We start from the raw sequence: 16404 nt of genomic DNA on the forward strand, positions 1-16404 counted from the left end.
CGGCGCTCCTCATGATCCGGATGCGATTGCCTCGGCTCCCATAGTGACGCCCACAGCCCGAATCCTCGACCCCTGTCGCGCATCGGCACACGCGGCTCGATGGCCGCCGCGCGTTTGCGGGGTGGATGCGGGACTTGTCGCGCGATGCGGTTCTCCCGCCGGCCGGGGGCCGGGGGTTGGACGATGGAGCTCAGGCGCGATACTGGCCCTGCGTCTTTCCACGTGTGTTCAGCGATCCAGATCCGTCACACAGGAGGAACGAACAACATGGTCATTCTCCGGAAACAGCACCGCTCGACCGTCACCGCCGCTGTCGTCGCGGCCCTGGGCGCGGGGGTGCTGCTCGCCGCGGCGCCCGCGCTGGCCGCCAACTCCATCACGGTCGAATCGGCGGGAGCATCGTCGATCGACATCGATTACACCTGCGAGGCGTCCGCGGGCGTCGTCGGCATCCTGGCCATGGTCGGCGATCCGAACGCGGACCGGCCGGCCGCCACCGGCGCGCAGGACTCGTTCACCTGCGACGGCTCCCAGCGCGCCGCGACCATCGCGCTCACCGCGGTGGCGGGGGAGGCGCCGCTGGTATCGGGTGCCCCCGTGCAGGTCCGGGTCGCGCTGGTCGATCAGAGCCAGACCGTCGTCTCCGGGACCGCGAGGTTGCTCACTCTCAGCTGAGCCTTCGGTGCGCAAGCTGTTTTCTGCCCGACAGCATTCGGAAACCTGCCGTTAGAAAGCGGCTGCCAGACTCGCCGCCGCGCGCCCGACGAGCATCCCGTCGGGCCGCGGACGGCCATCGCCGTCGGAGCAGAACAGACGGCCATCGCCGTCGGAGCAGAACAGACGGCCATCGCCGTCGGAGCAGAACAGACGGCCATCGCCGTCGGAGCAGAACAGACGGCCGTCGCCGTCGGAGCAGAACAGTCGCCCGGTCGTGTGCGCGGGCGGCACGCGAGAACCAGGACCCGGACGTGCGATATTGCTCGATTATGTGCAGCATGGCAGTAATGGCTGCGGCGGGGCTCGTCGCGCTGTCCTCGACGCCCTTCGATCCGGCGGCGCGCGCCCAACCGGATGTGATGACGCCGGCCGACCCGGGGACCGCGCCGGCGGCACCGGACGGTTCGGCCATTGTCGGCACCCGGCACGTCGACGACCGGCACCTCGAAATCACCGTGCACTCCGCCGCCATGAACCTCGACTTTCCGGTGGAGGTGCAGCTGCCCGCCGACCGGTCCGCGCCCCGCCCGGTGCTCTACATGCTCAGCGGCGGCAGCGGCGGCAAGGGCGCGGCCTCGTGGGATCGCCGCACCAATGCCTTCGACTTCCTGGCCGACAAGGACGTCAATGTCGTGCAGCCCATCGGCGGCGCGGCCTCCTATTACGCGGACTGGCTGCAGCCGGACCCGCGGCTGGGCGTCATGAAGTGGACGACCTATCTCACCGAGGAGCTGCCCCCGCTCATCGATGCCGCGCTGGGCACGAATGGCGTGAACGGCCTTGTCGGAGTATCGATGTCGGGGACGTCGGTCCTGCAGCTGCCGATCGCCAAACCGGGCCTGTACCGGTCGGTGGCGGCCTTCAGCGGCTGCGCGCGGATCGCCGATCCGGTGGGAGAGATGTATGTCCGGATCACGGTCGGGTTCGGCGGCGGCGACGCCGGCAATATGTACGGCCCGCCCGGTGACCCGATGTGGGCGGCCAACGACCCCTACCTGCACGCCGAGGCACTGCGCGGGCTCGACCTGTACCTGTCCAGCGGCAATGGCATGCCCGGGCCGCACGACAAGGCCGGCGACCGCCACTTCGCCGGTGCCGGAGACAGTCTCGCGAACCAGATCCTGGTGGGCGGCATCCTCGAGGCCGCCGTCGACCAGTGCACGCACGCCATGGCCGGCCGGCTCGCGGACCTGGGAATCCCGGCGACGGTGGAACTGCACCCCTACGGCACCCACTCCTGGGGTTACTGGGACGACGAGCTGCCCGCCTCCTGGCCGGTGCTGGCCCACGGGCTCGGTGTGTAGCGCAGGCCGGTCAATCCTGTTCCGGCGGTAGCTGTTCCAGCGCCCATCGGGCCCAGTCCCGGTTCATGGCGGTGGCCCGGGCGCCGTATTCCAGCGCGAGGTGGCCGTAATGTGACAGATTACTGTCGGTCCAGTCGATGTTCTGCTCGAGTTTGCCCAGTTCGGCGTGGGCGTGTTCGGCGCGTTCCGCGATGCCCGCCAGATAGGCGCGGGCCTGCTCGGGCGACAGGATGCCGAGGAAGAACACGCGCAACAGCATGTCATTGCGTGTCACTTGTTTCGGCTGGGTGGTCGTGAGCCAGCTGCGCAGGTCGTCCAGCCCGGGGTCGGTGATGGTGTATTCCTTGCGGCCGCGCGGTCCTTCGTCGCTGACGGCGATGAATCCGGTGTCGGCGAGTTTGGTGAGCTCGGTATAGATCTGGCTCTGCGTCGCGGGCCAGACATTGGCCAGCGAGTGCTTGAAGGTCCGCAGCAGGTCGTAGCCGCTGGCGGGACCGTCGGACAGCAGCCCGAGCAGGGCGTACCGGAGACTCATGCACACATCTTACATTCCAGTATTGACATGTCGAGCATGGAGGCTCAGGCTTGGACATGTCAGAACTGGAATGTCGCGGCATCGAGGAGCTCCGCTCCTCTGGCAGGCAGGTATCGAACATGACCACACCTCCCCACCTCACCGGCAACTACGCACCCGTCGCCGACGAGCTCACCACCCACGACCTACCCTGCACCGGAACGATTCCCGAGGAACTCACCGGCTGGTACCTGCGCAACGGGCCCAACCCGCACGCGGCGGCCTCCAAACACTGGTTCCTCGGTGACGGCATGGTGCACGGCGTGCGGATCGAAGGCGGGCGCGCGGTGTCCTATCGCAATCGGTGGGTGCGCACCAGCACCTTCACCGACGGGGTCCGGGGCATGGACGCGCAGGGCCGGCGGGATTTCACTGCGGGCGTGGCGAATACGCACGTCATCCGGCACGCCGGACGCACGTTCGCGCTCGTGGAATCCTCGTTTCCCTACGAATTGACCTGCGATCTGGACACTCTGGGACCGCACGATTTCGACGGCAAGCTCACCACCGCCATGACCGCGCACCCGAAGACCTGCCCGGTCACGGGGGAGCTGCACTTCTTCGGCCACGACTTCTCCGAGCCCTACCTGACCTATCATCGCGCCGACGCGGCCGGCACGCTCGACGTCAGCCGCGGGATCGACGTCCCGGCCGCGACCATGCACCACGACTTCGCGCTCACCGCGAACCACGTCGTATTCATGGATCTGCCGGTGGTTTTCGACCTGCCGACCGCCATGGCCGGTACCGGCATGCCGTTCCGTTGGAACGACGACTACCAGGCGCGCCTCGGCGTGCTGCGCCGCGACGACCCGCACGGTGAGGTGCGCTGGTTCGCCATCGAACCCTGCTACATCTTCCACACCCTCAACGCGCACGAGGAAGACGGCCGGATCGTGCTGCACGCCATGCGCTATCCGAGCATGTGGCGCACCGAATCCCGCGACTTCGACGAGGGCGCGACACTGTGGCGCTGGACCATCGATCTCGCCACCGGGGCGGTCCGCGAGGAGCAACTCGACGACCGCGTCGCCGAGTTCCCGCGCATCGACGATCGCCTCGCGGGCCTGAATGCCCGCCACGGCCACGTGTCGGTCTCCGACGGCGGCACCGGCGCGCTGCTGCGCTACGACCTCCACACCGGCTCGAGCACCGCCCACACCTTCGGCCCCGGCCGCCTCCCCGCCGAGGCCTCCTTCGCCCCCGCCGACGAAACCCCGGGCGGCGCAGGCTATCTCATGACCTACGTCTACGACTCCGCCGAGGATCGCAGCGATCTCGTCATCCTCGACGCCACCGACCCGGCGGCCTCACCGGTCGCCGCCATCCACCTGCCCCGCCGCATCCCGTACGGCTTCCACGGCAACTGGCTGCCCGACCACTGAGACGCGCGGGAGCAGTCGAGCCACCGCCCCCTGCCGGTTGCCGGCCCGGCCCGCTGGAGGACAACCTCGGGCGCTCACCGTCGAACTCGATCCGGCCCAGCCGGCCCGGCCGCACGAGGCGACCGCCATCGATCGTGGCTTCCCACACGCTTTCTGGATCTACCCATGATCCGCAGCGTCATCGCAGTGCGGCGAGCACGCCTCGCCGCACTGCGGGTTCGAGCATCACAACCATCCGAGCGAGCCGAAGACGATCAGGGCGAGTACGTCGATCCCCAGAATCGCACCCACGGCAATGGCTTTCGCCCGCACCGTCTTCAGGTCGTGGACGTAGAAGCAGGCGACGAAGAACGGCACGTATCCGAACAGCCAGATGAGATACGGGAAGCCCGCGTGCCACCAGGACCAATCCCAGGTCAGCACACCCGCCTTGTTCAGCAGCACCTCCACGCCGACCGCGGCCGCAGAGTTCGCCGCGATGAGGACCGGCCGGTTGGGCAGGCTCAGGATGCGAACCTCCTTGGGCGGCAGCATCTTCGCCGCGGCCACACCCATGATGGCGAACATGAAGCAGATCTCGATATTGAGGCCGATGAGGATCTGATACGCCGTGGGCCCGCTCGCGCCCCACACCGGCGCCCGCCCGGTGGCGTGGAAGACCAGCGAGTTCCAGATCTCGTTGAACCAGTCCATGCCCCACAGGGCCAGCCCCGCGAACAGCACATTCCAATTCCGTCGTTCGACCTCGGTCGCGTAGACGTAGATGACGACCAGCAGCAGCGGAATCACGTACCACTTGAACTGGCTGCTGTCACGCAACAGCTCGAGCGCGGCCCGCGCGTGATCGGTCATCGCCGAACCCTCCTCGTCACCGTTGAGCCTGGCGAGTGTGTGACAAATCAACGTGAAATGTCAACATGTAAGCCGGAATCGCCGGTGCCGGGATCGGTCTCCTGACCACGGACGCGGCCCGGTTCGCGCTCTCGGGCACCGCGGTCGGTGTCGCGTGTGACAGCTGCCCGCCGCTGACCGAGCTGTGCAAGCAGCTACTGAGATCGCAGCATTCAAGAAACCGGCCGGTGTGTCCGAATTATTTTGCTGCCGTCGGGCAGACGTCCTGTATTGCCAGGCCGACCAATTTGGCCGCATCGTCGTGCGAGAGGTGAATGCCCGAGGTCGTGGATTTGTCCAGCGCTTGCTGATAAAGATCATTGTCCTCGTCGGCCTTGTTCGCGCCATTGTTCAGGTCGGTGCAGACACCGGTCGCCAGTGAGTAAACGGCGGCGGTTGATTCGAAACCTGCCTGGAGATTCACGTCGGCCTTCACATTCGGGGGATTCGACTGCGACCGGGGCGGTGTGGGCCCGGGCGGTGGTATCGGGCCAGGCGGTCGCCCGGTGTGCGGATACCACGTCGAGGGCGTGGGCTGTCCGAACGGGGCGGGACCGGTGCCTGTCACCGGTTGCCGTGGTCCGGTGTTCGACATGGGTGGCGGCGGTGTCCGGCCGGCGATGTGCCTCGCCAGCGGCACCCGTCGGGATTGCCCGGCACGCGCCGACCGGCTCCCGGGCCGGACCCATATCCGACCGCACTCCTGATCACCGGTTTCGGGCGTGGCGGGCCGTCAGAAGTGTGACCGCCGTTACCCGGTGCCCGGCCTCCGGTAGCGAGAGATGTGCTCGATTCGGTCCCAGGCAGCTGGCCCCGGTAAAATCGGTGGTTCTTGTGTGCCGCGATGGCGCACACTCGTCCAGTTAACTACCAGCACGCGCTGTACCTGAGGAGACGCTTGTGATCACCGCGACCGACCTGGAGGTCCGGGCCGGAGTCCGCACCCTGCTGACGGCGCCGGGGTCGGCACTGCGGGTGCAGGCCGGGGATCGGATCGGGCTGGTGGGGCGCAATGGTGCCGGGAAGACCACCACCCTGCGCATTCTCGCCGGTGAGGGTGAACCCTACGCGGGCAAGGTCATCCGTTCTGGCGAAATCGGCTATTTGCCGCAGGATCCGCGCGAGGGCAACCTCGATGTGCTCGCCAAGGATCGCGTGCTGTCGGCGCGCGGGCTCGACGCCCTGCTGCGCGATATGGAGAAGCAGCAGGCGCTCATGGCCGAGGTCGCCGACGACGCCGAACGCGAGAAGGCCATCCGCAAGTACGGCCGGCTCGAGGAGCGCTTCTCCGCCCTCGGCGGCTACGTGGCCGAGAGCGAGGCCGCCCGCATCTGCCACAGCCTGGGCCTGCCCGACCGGGTGCTGAACCAGCAGCTGCGCACCCTCTCCGGTGGTCAGCGCCGCCGAATCGAGTTGGCGCGCATCCTGTTCAGCGCCTCCGACGGCAGCGGCGGCAAGTCCGACACCACGCTGCTGCTGGACGAGCCCACCAACCACCTCGACGCCGACTCCATCACCTGGCTGCGCAGCTTCCTGCAGAACCACGACGGGGGCCTGATCGTCATCTCCCACGATGTCGAGTTGCTCGGCGACGTGGTCAACAAGGTGTGGTTCCTCGACGCCGTGCGCGGCGAGGCCGACATCTACAACATGGGCTGGAAGAAGTACCTCGACGCCCGCGCCACCGACGAGCAGCGGCGTGTCCGTGAGCGCGCGAATGCCGAGAAGAAGGCGTCCGCGCTCAAGCAGCAGGCCGCCAAGCTCGGCGCGAAGGCCACCAAAGCCGCTGCGGCACACCAGATGGTCAAGCGCGCCGAGCGCATGCTCGCCGAGGCCGACGAGATCCGGGTGGCCGACAAGGTGGCGCGCATCAAGTTCCCCGAACCGGCGCCCTGTGGCAAGACGCCACTGATGGCCACGAACCTGACCAAGCTCTACGGGTCTCTGGAGATCTTCACCGGCGTGAACCTGGCCATCGACCGTGGCAGCCGGGTGGTGATCCTCGGCCTCAACGGTGCGGGCAAGACCACCATGCTCCGGCTGCTGGCCGGGGTGGAGACCCTGACCGCCGGGCAGATCGAGCCCGGACGCGGCTTGAAGGTCGGATATTTTGCCCAGGAGCACGACACTCTGGACGATCAGGCCACGGTCTGGGAGAACATCCGCCATGCCGCACCCGATGCGGGTGAACAGGATCTGCGCGGTCTGCTCGGCGCGTTCATGTTCTCCGGCCCGCAGCTCGAGCAGCCCGCCGGCACCCTGTCCGGTGGTGAGAAGACCCGTCTGGCACTGGCCGGCCTGGTCTCCTCGGCCGCGAATGTCCTTCTGCTGGACGAACCTACGAACAACCTGGACCCCGTCTCGCGTGAACAGGTCCTCGACGCGCTGCGCAGTTACGCGGGCGCGGTCGTGCTGGTGACCCACGACCCGGGTGCGGCCGAGGCGCTCAACCCCGAGCGGGTCATCATGCTCCCCGACGGCACCGAGGATCACTGGTCGCAGGACTACCTGGAACTGATCCAGCTGGCGTGAGAATGCGCCTCCCGCACGGAAAAACGCGTGGTCGGCGAAAGTCGGTGACTCACATCACAGCGTTTCGTTGATCACAGGCATCCGAGTCTCTAACCTGGAATGAGGCGCCCACGGCGACTCGGAGGAAGCCATGAGTGACAGGCCCGCACAGGGTAAAGCCGTATTGGGTAAAGGCACGCGCGTCACCGGGAAATCCCGCGATCGCCTGCAATCCCAGTTGAAGAAGCAGTACGAGGCCGGAGCCAGCATCCGGTCCCTGGCCCGGGAGACCGGGCGGTCGTACGGCTTCATCCACAACGTGCTCGTGGAGTCGCATGTGCAACTCCGCAGCCGGGGCGGTGCGAACCGCCGCAAGGCCGCCAAGGCCGGCAAGTAGCGTCTTTCCCTTTCCGGGAGTGGATTGCGGGTTCTCGACCGGCGAAAGCCGGTCGACGACTTGCGATTTCGGACGGCCTGCGGCGAATTCGGGCGATACCGTGCGAATTCGGGCGATACGGTGCGATGTTCGACGATTCGCGATGGCGCGCGGCCGCTAGCGGATCACGGTTCCGTCGCCGAGGACCAGTAGGTTTGCGAGGCTCTGGAAAATCGGCAGACCGGTCTTGATTTCGAGATAGGCGAACTGCCCCTGGGGGTTCACCTCCAGGAAGTAGAACTCGCCGTCGAGACCCACCCGCAGGTCGAGCACGCCGAAGGCCAGTCCCAGCGCGCCCATGAGCGTGGTGAGCGATTTGCTCACCGAGGCGGGCAGGCGATCGGCGGTGAAGGCCACCGACGTGTCCAGGCGCGAATCCACCCGTCCCACACCGGATTGCGAGTCGATGCGCACCACCCACTCGATACCGTCCACCCAGACGATGCGCAGATCGCTCTCGGCCTGGATGTAGTCCTGAAAGATGGTGGGGGAGTTGCGGATCGTGGCCAGCCGGTCGAAATCCGCCGGGGCGAACAGCCGGGTCTCGGTGAACGCGCCGCGCCCGGTGCCGGTGCGCTTGTAAACCACTGGCCCGGGCCGGGATTCGATGAAGGCGCGCGCCTCGTCGGGATCATTGGTGACGAGGGTCTCCGGGACCGCGAAGCCGGCGCGGTAGGCCGTCTCCAGCTGCACGACCTTGCGGCTCGCGGTGCGGTCGGCCCCGGGGTCGTTGACCCACAGGGCCGGGATCGACCAAAGCAGTCCCTGGAGGAATCCGTCGCATTCGGCGCGGCGGTAGGTGTCGTCCTCCTCGGACAGACCGGCCGGTACAGCGCAGGGGTGGGGCCGGCGCCACCATACCGAGGTGACATCGTCGAGCCCGAAGATGTGCGACAGGCTGCGGTAGGAGCCGTCCCCGCCGAGCCGGAAAGTGCCGTTCTCGCGCGGGAAGTCACGCATATCGAGGCGAATCGGGTTGTGCCCGTGGTGTTTGCGCAGGGTGGCGGCGAGGGCGTCGCCGTGGAGGTCCTCGGCCTCGGTGACGATGAGCACCGATCCCATGGTGCGGGCGGCCATGCGCGCTTCCGTCAGTCCAGGCTGTCGCAGGCGATGCCGTCGTCGCTGCCGAGGTGAGACCGGGTCTGGCAGCAGGTCATGGTGGCCCCGCCGGCACCGGGATGAGTCGTGAGATCCAGTCCGCGGGCCCAGATTTCGGTGAGCTCGCGCAGTTCGTCGTCGCCCCGCGCGGGACTGTGGTCCGGCGACAGGGTGAGGGGACGATCGGTGACCTCGACACGACGGCGCTGCGTGAAATCGGCAGTGGCGCCGGACCGTACGCGCACCAGCACTGGGCGACCCTCACAGCTGCCCTGCGCTGTCGCGGCATCCCACCGGGTGATGTCGAGGACATCGGCCCGATGGAAGGTCCAGGTGGTGCCGTCGCCGACCCGCACGCTGATACTTCGCTCGGTGGCTGCGACGAGATAGCCGGGTAGCGGTGGCGAGGTGCTGGCGAGGATCGCCGATACCGTTCGGTGCAGGGCGCCGGTCATGCTGAACTCCGATCTGCTCGGGATTTGCTGCGGGGCCGAGCGTGATCTGAATCATATCCCGCGAGGTACCGAATTCGGTCCGCAACGAAAGATTTCAGCTACTCCGGCAAACTCCGGCGGGGTTTCGGAAACTGCTCCCGCCGAAAGATTTTCGCTGAAAAACCGCGACCGGCCGGTGTGGGCGGCGCCCGATCAGAGACCGAGGATGTCCGGCGAGTCTGCCACCGCCCGCAGGGTCGCGCCGGGATCCGCAATCAGTTTGCGGGCGGCGAGATCGAGAATGCCGGAGACGACATCGATCTCCGCCGACACCGTGCCGTCGAGTTTCACGATCTGCTGGCGCATCCGGAAGATCTTGCCGCCGGTCCATTCGAATTCGCAGCTCACCGCGACCTCGTCGCCAAGATGCAGTTCGCGCAGGTACTTGACCGTCTGTTCCAGCACCACCGGCCCGATCCCCGCGGCCACCATCTTCTCGCCCGGCAGCCCGCCCGCCCGCAGCAGCTCCCAGCGCGCGTGCTCGGCGTACTGCAGATAAACGGCCTGATTCAGGTGCCCATTGATATCGAGCTCGTACCCGCGGACGGTGATGGGGACGGAGAATGTCATGCACCTGCCAACCCGGCACGCGGCAATGATCATTCCGCGTTTCCTGTGGTCTGTGGCACACCCCGCCGGCGACCACCGGGCTACTGGGGAATCAGGACGGTGCTCTCGCGTATAGCGGCAGGTTGCCGTCCCACCGTCGGTGCCGGTGCTGACGGGCGGATCGGTCATGGTGGCCCGGAATGCGAGCTCGGGATCGTGGCGGTGCGACGGGAATCGACCGGTGTAGCCGGTATGCCGCGCAGCCCGCCGCGGGAATCGCGCGATCACCGGTTCGGTTCGGCGGATTCCCCGGCGGCAGTGCGGGTTTCACGGTATCGAGGGTCTGCGAGCGTGAGCGCGGATCAAGCGCGGTTGGCGTTGCGCTCGGCCCACCACTGCGGTGCGTCGATGAAGTGGTTGTCGTACTCCTGCTGGGCGGCTTCGATATCGGCCGGGGTGGCCTCGCCGTGCGCGAGCCGCTCCAGGAAGCGGAAGTAGCCGTGGCGTTCGACGCCGGGCATGAGGGCGATGAGGATGCGGGCCGGGCTGTCGGGGGCCGCGCCGAAGGCGTGCGGCATGAACTTGGGGACGACGATCGCGCCGCCCGGGCCGACGGTGACGACCTTGTCCCCGGCCAGGACCTGGAGTTCACCGTCGGCCACGTAGAACAGCTCGTCGGACAGGGTGTGGTAGTGCGGCATCGCCCCGTCGGCGCCGCGGGTCATGGTGATCTCGACGGTGCTCACCGACCCGCCCGCCTCATTGGAGTCGATGAGCAGCCGCACCGAGACGGGCTCGCCGCCGATGATCTCGGCGTCCTGCGGCTGGCGGATGGCGGCGGGGCGGGAAGTGGTGGTCATGTCGAACTCCATATGATTCGGTGGGAGATAATTCGCTACCGAACTATATGGCATCGAATAGAGTGCTGTCCATGGGTGAGAAGAAGACCGACGCCGTGGACGTGATCGAGGAGCAGTGGCGGCGGGAGCGGCCGGATCTGGACGGCGAGGCCATGGCAATCATCGGGCGGCTGGGCCGGCTCGCGGTGGTCGCGGCCGATCGGATCGAATCCGTGTTCACGGCACACGGATTGCAGCGTGGCGAGTTCGATGTGCTTGCGACACTGCGACGTTCGGGCGAGCCCTACGAGCTCAACCCCTCCGGCCTCGCGGACACCCTCATGATGTCGCGAGCCGGGATGACCGGCCGCCTGGACCGGCTCGAGAAGGCGGGACTGGTCCGGCGGATCGCCGACCCGGGCGACCGGCGCGCGATCAAGGTCGCGCTCACCGATCGCGGCCTGCACCTCATCGACATCGTCGTCACCGAGCATTTCGAGAACGAAACCCGGATCCTCTCCGTGCTTTCCGCGCAGGAGCGCGCACACCTCGATCACATCACCCGGCGCCTGCTGGCCGAGCTCGAACGCGCGGGCTGACCCGGGCGCCGATGCTGGCCGAGCGCGACGCCCGCGAATGGGTAGCGGCGCGCACCCATTCGGCGGCCGACCTGCGTCGGGTGTTGGAGGTCGGCGGAACCCGGAGCGCCGCAGCCGAACTCAACCTCCACCATTTCCGGCGCAATGCCCGGACCCACACCCTGCGCGATCCGGTGCGATGGAAGTATCAGCACCTCGGCCGAGCGCTCCTGCACGATACGGCGCCACCGCTGCACGGCGTGATCTGACCGGGCGGGGTTCCGGACGCGCCCCGGAGCGACCGGTCAGGCGAGGGGGTCGGGCTGGGCGCGGCCGTGGGCGATGTCGTGGAACGCGGCGCGCAGCAGTGCGGTAATCCGTTCCGGCGGTGAGTCACTCAGCCCATCCAGGTGCAACAGATGGCGCCCGATCACCACGCCGACGGTGAGCGCGCCGAGCAGCCCGGCGCGCAACTCGGCCTCGTCCGCGGCGAGGTGCCCGGCGGCCTGGCGCTGTTGCGCGGCCATGGCCGCACGCACCTCGCCGGTGGCGTCCGGATGGGTGAGCATGGACCGAATCGCCGCCAGCGCGTTCACCGGTTCCTCGGTGAGCTTGGCCGCGAGTGCATTCAGCAGCAGTTCGGCGGCCTGCTCGGGCGTTCCCGCGATCGCCTCCGCGTTCCCCACCACCGCGACCTGTGCGAACAAATTCTCCTTCGACCCGAAGTACCTCATCACCAGCGCGGGATCGGTTTCCGCCTCGGCCGCCACGGCGCGAATAGTGGTGCGGTCGTAGCCCGATTCGGCGAACAGCCGCGCCGCGGCCGCCAGGATCCGGTCCTCGGTATTCCGACGTTGCTGTGCGCGAGTGGTGGCGGGATCCATTTGTTCAGTCTACGGATGTTGACTCGGTCCTCCCCGCGAGCGTAGTTTCGGTCTACCGTTGTTGACTGAAACTGGAGAGGTGCCCCATGTGGTACACGGTTCTGCTGTCCGCTCTCGTCGGAGTCATGGGCGCGAATGCCCTCCCGCACTTCATCAAAGGCCTTGTCGGCGAAGAGTTTCCGAATATCCTGGGCAACTCGCCCCTGCGGAACGCCCTCGCAGGCTGGCTCGGACTCATCCTCACCGGCCTGCTGATCTATGCGGCGGACCTGCTCGCACACCCCTGGCCGGACGCCGTCGGCATCTGCGCCGGAGCGCTCGTCATGGCCGTCTTCCACGGCCGCGGTGGTGCCTATCGCCTGAATGAAGTACTGGGCCTGCCCAATCCGCCCCGGCAGGTCGCGGCGTAACCCACCGAGGGATGACCGCAGCGCCCGGCGATCGACGGGTTCGTCACTGCCTGCGGCGAACCGAGGCTTCCACCAGGTCAAGGACGGCTTCGAGGTTGTCGTTGGCGTGGCCGGAGGCGATGCGGGCGATGAGGCCGTCGAGGACCAGGTCCAGGTAGCCGAGGAGGACTTCGGTGGGGACATCGTCGCGCAGGGCGCCGGCGGCCTTGCGGCGTTCGAGGCGGGCGACGGTGGCGGCGGTGAGCTCTTCGGAGCGTTCTTCCCAGTTGGCCCGGAATTCGGGGTCGTTGCGCAGGCGGCGGGCGATCTCCAGGCGGGTGCCCAGCCAGTCGAAATCTTCTGGGCGGGCGAGCATATCGCGCATGACCTGGATCAGACCCTGATTGGCCGCGACCTCGGCCATGCGGCCGGCGTCCTCCTGGGCCAGGGCCAGGAACAGGGCGTCCTTGTCGCGGAAGTGGTGGAAGATCGCGCCCCGCGACAGACTGGTCGCTTCCTCCAGTCGACGCACGGTGGCGCCCTCGTAGCCGAACTCGGCGAAGCAGCGGCGGGCTCCGTCGAGAATCTGGCTGCGCCGGGCGGCGAGGTGGTCGTCACTGACCTTGGGCACTGGCTCCTCCGAAACGTATTGTGCGGGTTCTCCTTAGTCGATCTTGCGACCAATTCGGAGAACCCGCACGAGCGACGAGCGAAGCGGCCCGGGAGCGGGCCGCGCGGCGGGCGGCGGACCTGCGAAAATCGCGAGATCCACCGCCTGCCACCACGTCTCGGCTCCGAAACAGCCCTTCGAAACCGAGACGGTATCGCGGTGACTAGCCGCGAATCATGTTGCGCAGCACGTACTGCAGGATGCCGCCGTTGCGGTAGTAGTCCGCCTCACCGGGGGTGTCGATGCGGACGACCGCGTCGAAGACGACCTTCTCGCCGTTCTCCTTGGTGGCGGTCACCTTCATGGTCTTCGGAGTCACACCCTCGTTCAGCTTGGTGATGCCCTCGATGTCGAAGACCTCGGTGCCGTCCAGGCCCAGCGACGCGGCGGACTCGCCGACCGGGAACTGCAGCGGCACAACGCCCATGCCGATCAGGTTCGAGCGGTGGATGCGCTCGAACGACTCGGTGATGACGGCCTTGACGCCCAGCAGGCGGGTGCCCTTGGCGGCCCAGTCACGCGAGGAACCCGAGCCGTACTCCTTGCCGCCCAGCACGACCAGCGGGATGCCCGCGGCCTGGTAGTTCTGCGAGGCGTCGTAGATGAAGGCCTGCGGGCCGCCGTCCTGGGTGAAGTCGCGGGTGTAGCCACCCGAGACGTCGTCCAGCAGCTGGTTGCGCAGCCGGATGTTGGCGAAGGTGCCGCGGATCATCACCTCGTGGTTACCACGACGCGAGCCCAGCGAGTTGTAGTCCTTGCGCGCAACGCCATTGGCGTCGAGGTACTGCGCGGCCGGGGTGCCCGGCTTGATCGGACCGGCGGGGGAGATGTGGTCGGTGGTGACCGAGTCGCCCAGCAGCGCCAGCACACGCGCGCCCTTGATGTCCTCGACCGGGGCCGGCTCCATCTCCATGCCGTCGAAGTACGGCGCCTTGCGGACGTAGGTCGACTTGTCGTCCCACGCGAAGGTGTCGCCCTCGGGGGTGTTCAGCCCCTGCCAGCGCTCGTCGCCCTTGAAGACGGTCGCGTAGGACTTGGTGAACATCTCCTTGTTGATCGCCGACTTGATGGTGTCGTCGATCTCCTGCGGGGACGGCCAGATGTCCTTCAGGAAGACGTCGTTGCCCTCGTTGTCCTTGCCCAGGGCGTCGGTCTCGAAGTCGAAGTCCATGGTGCCCGCGAGCGCGTACGCGATGACCAGCGGCGGGGAGGCGAGGTAGTTCATCTTCACGTCGGGGGAGATACGACCCTCGAAGTTGCGGTTACCCGACAGCACGGCGGTGACCGAGAGGTCGTTGTCGTTGATCGCGGCCGAGATCTGCTCCGGCAGCGGGCCGGTGTTACCGATGCAGGTGGTGCAGCCGAAGCCACCCACGTAGAAGCCCAGCTTCTCCAGGTACGGCCACAGGCCGGCCTTCTCGTAGTAGTCGGCGACGACCTGCGAGCCCGGAGCCATGTTGGTCTTGACCCACGGCTTGGACGCGAGGCCCTTCTCGACGGCGTTGCGGGCCAGCAGCGCGGCACCGATCATGACCGACGGGTTCGAGGTGTTGGTGCAGGAGGTGATGCCCGCGACCACGACGGCGCCGTGATCCAGCACGAACTCACCGCGCTCCGGATCCGAGACCTTGACCGGCTTGGACGGACGCCCGGCATTGCCGTTGGCGGCGTTCGGGACAGCGGTCTCGTCGGTGGCGGTGCCGGAGGCGACCGGATCGCTGGCCGGGAAGGACTCCTCGAGAGCCTCGTCCAGCGCGGTGTGCGGAACCGGGTCGTTGGTGTAGCTGCGGATGTCCTTGCGGAAGGCGGTCTTGCTCTCCGACAACAGGATCCGGTCCTGCGGGCGCTTCGGGCCGGCGATGGACGGCACCACGGTGCCCAGGTCCAGCTCCAGGTACTCCGAGTACGCGGGCTCGTTGGCGGCGTCGTGCCACATGCCCTGCTCCTTGGCGTACGCCTCGACGAGCGCGAGCTGCTCGTCGGTGCGGCCGGTCAGGCGCAGGTAGTTGATGGTCTCCTCGTCGATCGGGAAGATCGCGGCGGTGGAGCCGAATTCGGGGCTCATGTTGCCCAGGGTGGCGCGGTTGGCCAGCGGCACCTCGGCCACACCGGCACCGTAGAACTCGACGAACTTGCCGACCACACCGTGCTTGCGCAGCATGTCGGTGACGGTGAGCACGACGTCGGTGGCGGTCACGCCCGGCTTGATCTCACCGGTCAGCTTGAAGCCGACGACCCGCGGGATCAGCATGGAGACCGGCTGGCCCAGCATGGCGGCCTCGGCCTCGATACCGCCGACGCCCCAGCCCAGCACGCCCAGGCCGTTGACCATGGTGGTGTGCGAGTCGGTGCCGACGCAGGTGTCGGGGTAGGCCTGGCCGTTGCGGACCATGACGGTGGGGGCCAGGTACTCGATGTTGACCTGGTGCACGATGCCCATGCCCGGCGGGACGACGCGGAAGTCGTCGAAGGCGCCCTGGCCCCAGCGCAGGAACTGGTAGCGCTCGGAGTTGCGCTCGTACTCGAGATCGACGTTGCGCTCGAGGGCGTCGGCGCGGCCGAACACGTCGAGGATGACCGAGTGGTCGATGACCATATCGGCGGGGGAGAGCGGGTTGACCTTGTTCGGGTCGCCGCCGAGGGCGGTGACGGCCTCACGCATGGTGGCCAGGTCGACCACACAGGGGACACCGGTGAAGTCCTGCATGATCACGCGGGCGGGCGTGAACTGGATCTCGGTGTCGGGCTCGGCCGACGGATCCCAGTTGGCGATGGCGCGGATGTGGTCGGCGGTGATGTTCGCGCCGTCCTCGGTGCGAAGGAGGTTCTCCGCGAGGACCTTCAGGGCGTAGGGCAGCTTCTCGGTGCCGGGCACGGCCGAGAGACGGAAGATCTCATACGAGTTGCTTCCGACCTCGAGGGTGCCCTTGGCGCCGAAGGTATCGATACTCGTCACGTTCAGCTCCACTCGTCTGTGAATGGGAGGGCCACCGGCGGGGCTGTGCCGATGGCTCGTCGAGGCGCGGGCCTCGTCCGTTTTCCGACATTAACAGTACGCTTGTCCTGTGAGCACATCGGGGGGCGG

At 67.6% G+C, this 16404-nt stretch carries 18 protein-coding genes and 1 pseudogene; 8 read left to right on the plus strand and 11 right to left on the minus strand.

What is annotated here, in order from left to right; translation table 11 throughout:
- Window positions 1-267: 267 nt before the first annotated feature.
- On the plus strand, window positions 268-675 hold the full coding sequence (locus ACIRRA_RS16130) for a hypothetical protein (protein ID WP_402767997.1): 408 nt from the start codon (window positions 268-270) through the stop codon (window positions 673-675).
- A 51-nt stretch (window positions 676-726) separates the two neighbouring features.
- Here the strand turns inward: ACIRRA_RS16130 and ACIRRA_RS16135 are convergent, their stop codons facing one another.
- Window positions 727-948, minus strand: coding sequence for a hypothetical protein (locus ACIRRA_RS16135; protein WP_402767999.1), 222 nt, complete (start codon window positions 946-948; stop codon window positions 727-729).
- A 47-nt stretch (window positions 949-995) separates the two neighbouring features.
- Here ACIRRA_RS16135 and ACIRRA_RS16140 point away from each other — a divergent pair, with 47 nt between their 5' ends.
- Window positions 996-2021 carry an alpha/beta hydrolase gene (locus ACIRRA_RS16140; RefSeq protein WP_402768001.1) on the plus strand — a complete coding sequence of 342 codons (1026 nt, stop codon included), beginning with the start codon at window positions 996-998 and terminating at the stop codon, window positions 2019-2021.
- A gap of 10 nt (window positions 2022-2031) precedes the next feature.
- On the opposite strand, the gene ACIRRA_RS16145 is transcribed toward ACIRRA_RS16140, so the two are convergent.
- Entirely contained in the window at window positions 2032-2556 is a 525-nt protein-coding gene (locus ACIRRA_RS16145; RefSeq protein ID WP_402768003.1) for a PadR family transcriptional regulator, read from the minus strand.
- Between the two features lie 119 nt (window positions 2557-2675).
- Here ACIRRA_RS16145 and ACIRRA_RS16150 point away from each other — a divergent pair, with 119 nt between their 5' ends.
- Window positions 2676-3980 (plus strand): carotenoid oxygenase family protein, encoded by a 1305-nt coding sequence (locus tag ACIRRA_RS16150; RefSeq protein WP_402768004.1) that lies wholly within the window; start codon window positions 2676-2678, stop codon window positions 3978-3980.
- Between the two features lie 225 nt (window positions 3981-4205).
- Here the strand turns inward: ACIRRA_RS16150 and ACIRRA_RS16155 are convergent, their stop codons facing one another.
- Both ACIRRA_RS16155 and ACIRRA_RS16160 read right to left on the minus strand, forming a co-directional pair.
- On the minus strand, window positions 4206-4832 hold the full coding sequence (locus ACIRRA_RS16155; RefSeq protein ID WP_402768006.1) for a hypothetical protein: 627 nt from the start codon (window positions 4830-4832) through the stop codon (window positions 4206-4208).
- A 238-nt stretch (window positions 4833-5070) separates the two neighbouring features.
- Complete coding sequence (locus ACIRRA_RS16160) at window positions 5071-5307, minus strand: DUF732 domain-containing protein (RefSeq protein WP_402768008.1); 237 nt, start codon at window positions 5305-5307, stop codon at window positions 5071-5073.
- Window positions 5308-5771: 464 nt separating this feature from the next.
- On the opposite strand from ACIRRA_RS16160, the gene ACIRRA_RS16165 reads away from it, so the two are divergent.
- Together ACIRRA_RS16165 and ACIRRA_RS16170 are read left to right on the plus strand one after the other, a co-directional pair.
- Window positions 5772-7403: an ABC-F family ATP-binding cassette domain-containing protein gene (locus ACIRRA_RS16165; RefSeq protein WP_402768009.1), complete on the plus strand. Its 1632-nt coding sequence runs from the start codon at window positions 5772-5774 to the stop codon at window positions 7401-7403.
- 130 nt (window positions 7404-7533) lie between these two features.
- A complete protein-coding gene (locus ACIRRA_RS16170) occupies window positions 7534-7779 on the plus strand; it encodes a helix-turn-helix domain-containing protein (RefSeq protein WP_033087059.1) in 246 nt (81 codons plus the stop codon).
- Between the two features lie 156 nt (window positions 7780-7935).
- Here ACIRRA_RS16170 and ACIRRA_RS16175 read toward each other — a convergent pair whose 3' ends face one another.
- The 4 genes from ACIRRA_RS16175 to ACIRRA_RS16190 all read right to left on the minus strand — a co-directional run bounded on the left by ACIRRA_RS16175 (window position 7936) and on the right by ACIRRA_RS16190 (window position 10819).
- Window positions 7936-8895: a hypothetical protein gene (locus tag ACIRRA_RS16175; protein ID WP_402768012.1), complete on the minus strand. Its 960-nt coding sequence runs from the start codon at window positions 8893-8895 to the stop codon at window positions 7936-7938.
- 11 nt (window positions 8896-8906) lie between these two features.
- Window positions 8907-9371 carry a hypothetical protein gene (locus tag ACIRRA_RS16180; RefSeq protein ID WP_402768013.1) on the minus strand — a complete coding sequence of 155 codons (465 nt, stop codon included), beginning with the start codon at window positions 9369-9371 and terminating at the stop codon, window positions 8907-8909.
- Window positions 9372-9563: 192 nt separating this feature from the next.
- The gene (locus ACIRRA_RS16185) at window positions 9564-9980 is read right to left on the minus strand and encodes an acyl-CoA thioesterase (protein ID WP_402768015.1); all 417 of its coding nucleotides are present in this window, start codon (window positions 9978-9980) and stop codon (window positions 9564-9566) included.
- 341 nt (window positions 9981-10321) lie between these two features.
- Window positions 10322-10819 carry a cupin domain-containing protein gene (locus tag ACIRRA_RS16190; RefSeq protein ID WP_402768017.1) on the minus strand — a complete coding sequence of 166 codons (498 nt, stop codon included), beginning with the start codon at window positions 10817-10819 and terminating at the stop codon, window positions 10322-10324.
- Between the two features lie 71 nt (window positions 10820-10890).
- Here ACIRRA_RS16190 and ACIRRA_RS16195 point away from each other — a divergent pair, with 71 nt between their 5' ends.
- Both ACIRRA_RS16195 and ACIRRA_RS16200 read left to right on the plus strand, forming a co-directional pair.
- Window positions 10891-11397, plus strand: coding sequence for a MarR family winged helix-turn-helix transcriptional regulator (locus ACIRRA_RS16195; protein ID WP_402768019.1), 507 nt, complete (start codon window positions 10891-10893; stop codon window positions 11395-11397).
- Window positions 11398-11477: 80 nt separating this feature from the next.
- Window positions 11478-11645 (plus strand): annotated as a pseudogene (locus ACIRRA_RS16200) (SfnB family sulfur acquisition oxidoreductase); the annotation flags it as partial.
- 36 nt (window positions 11646-11681) lie between these two features.
- Here ACIRRA_RS16200 and ACIRRA_RS16205 read toward each other — a convergent pair.
- A complete protein-coding gene (locus tag ACIRRA_RS16205) occupies window positions 11682-12260 on the minus strand; it encodes a TetR family transcriptional regulator (RefSeq protein WP_402768021.1) in 579 nt (192 codons plus the stop codon).
- Between the two features lie 86 nt (window positions 12261-12346).
- On the opposite strand from ACIRRA_RS16205, the gene ACIRRA_RS16210 reads away from it, so the two are divergent.
- On the plus strand, window positions 12347-12670 hold the full coding sequence (locus tag ACIRRA_RS16210; RefSeq protein WP_402768022.1) for a hypothetical protein: 324 nt from the start codon (window positions 12347-12349) through the stop codon (window positions 12668-12670).
- 43 nt (window positions 12671-12713) lie between these two features.
- On the opposite strand, the gene ACIRRA_RS16215 is transcribed toward ACIRRA_RS16210, so the two are convergent.
- Together ACIRRA_RS16215 and acnA are read right to left on the minus strand one after the other, a co-directional pair.
- Window positions 12714-13280 carry a TetR/AcrR family transcriptional regulator gene (locus ACIRRA_RS16215; RefSeq protein ID WP_402768023.1) on the minus strand — a complete coding sequence of 189 codons (567 nt, stop codon included), beginning with the start codon at window positions 13278-13280 and terminating at the stop codon, window positions 12714-12716.
- Between the two features lie 202 nt (window positions 13281-13482).
- Window positions 13483-16275: an aconitate hydratase AcnA gene (acnA, locus tag ACIRRA_RS16220; protein WP_402768024.1), complete on the minus strand. Its 2793-nt coding sequence runs from the start codon at window positions 16273-16275 to the stop codon at window positions 13483-13485.
- Window positions 16276-16404 lie beyond the last annotated feature (129 nt).

The organism is Nocardia sp. NPDC101769, assembly GCF_044766925.1.
Classification (GTDB): Bacteria; Actinomycetota; Actinomycetes; order Mycobacteriales; family Mycobacteriaceae; genus Nocardia.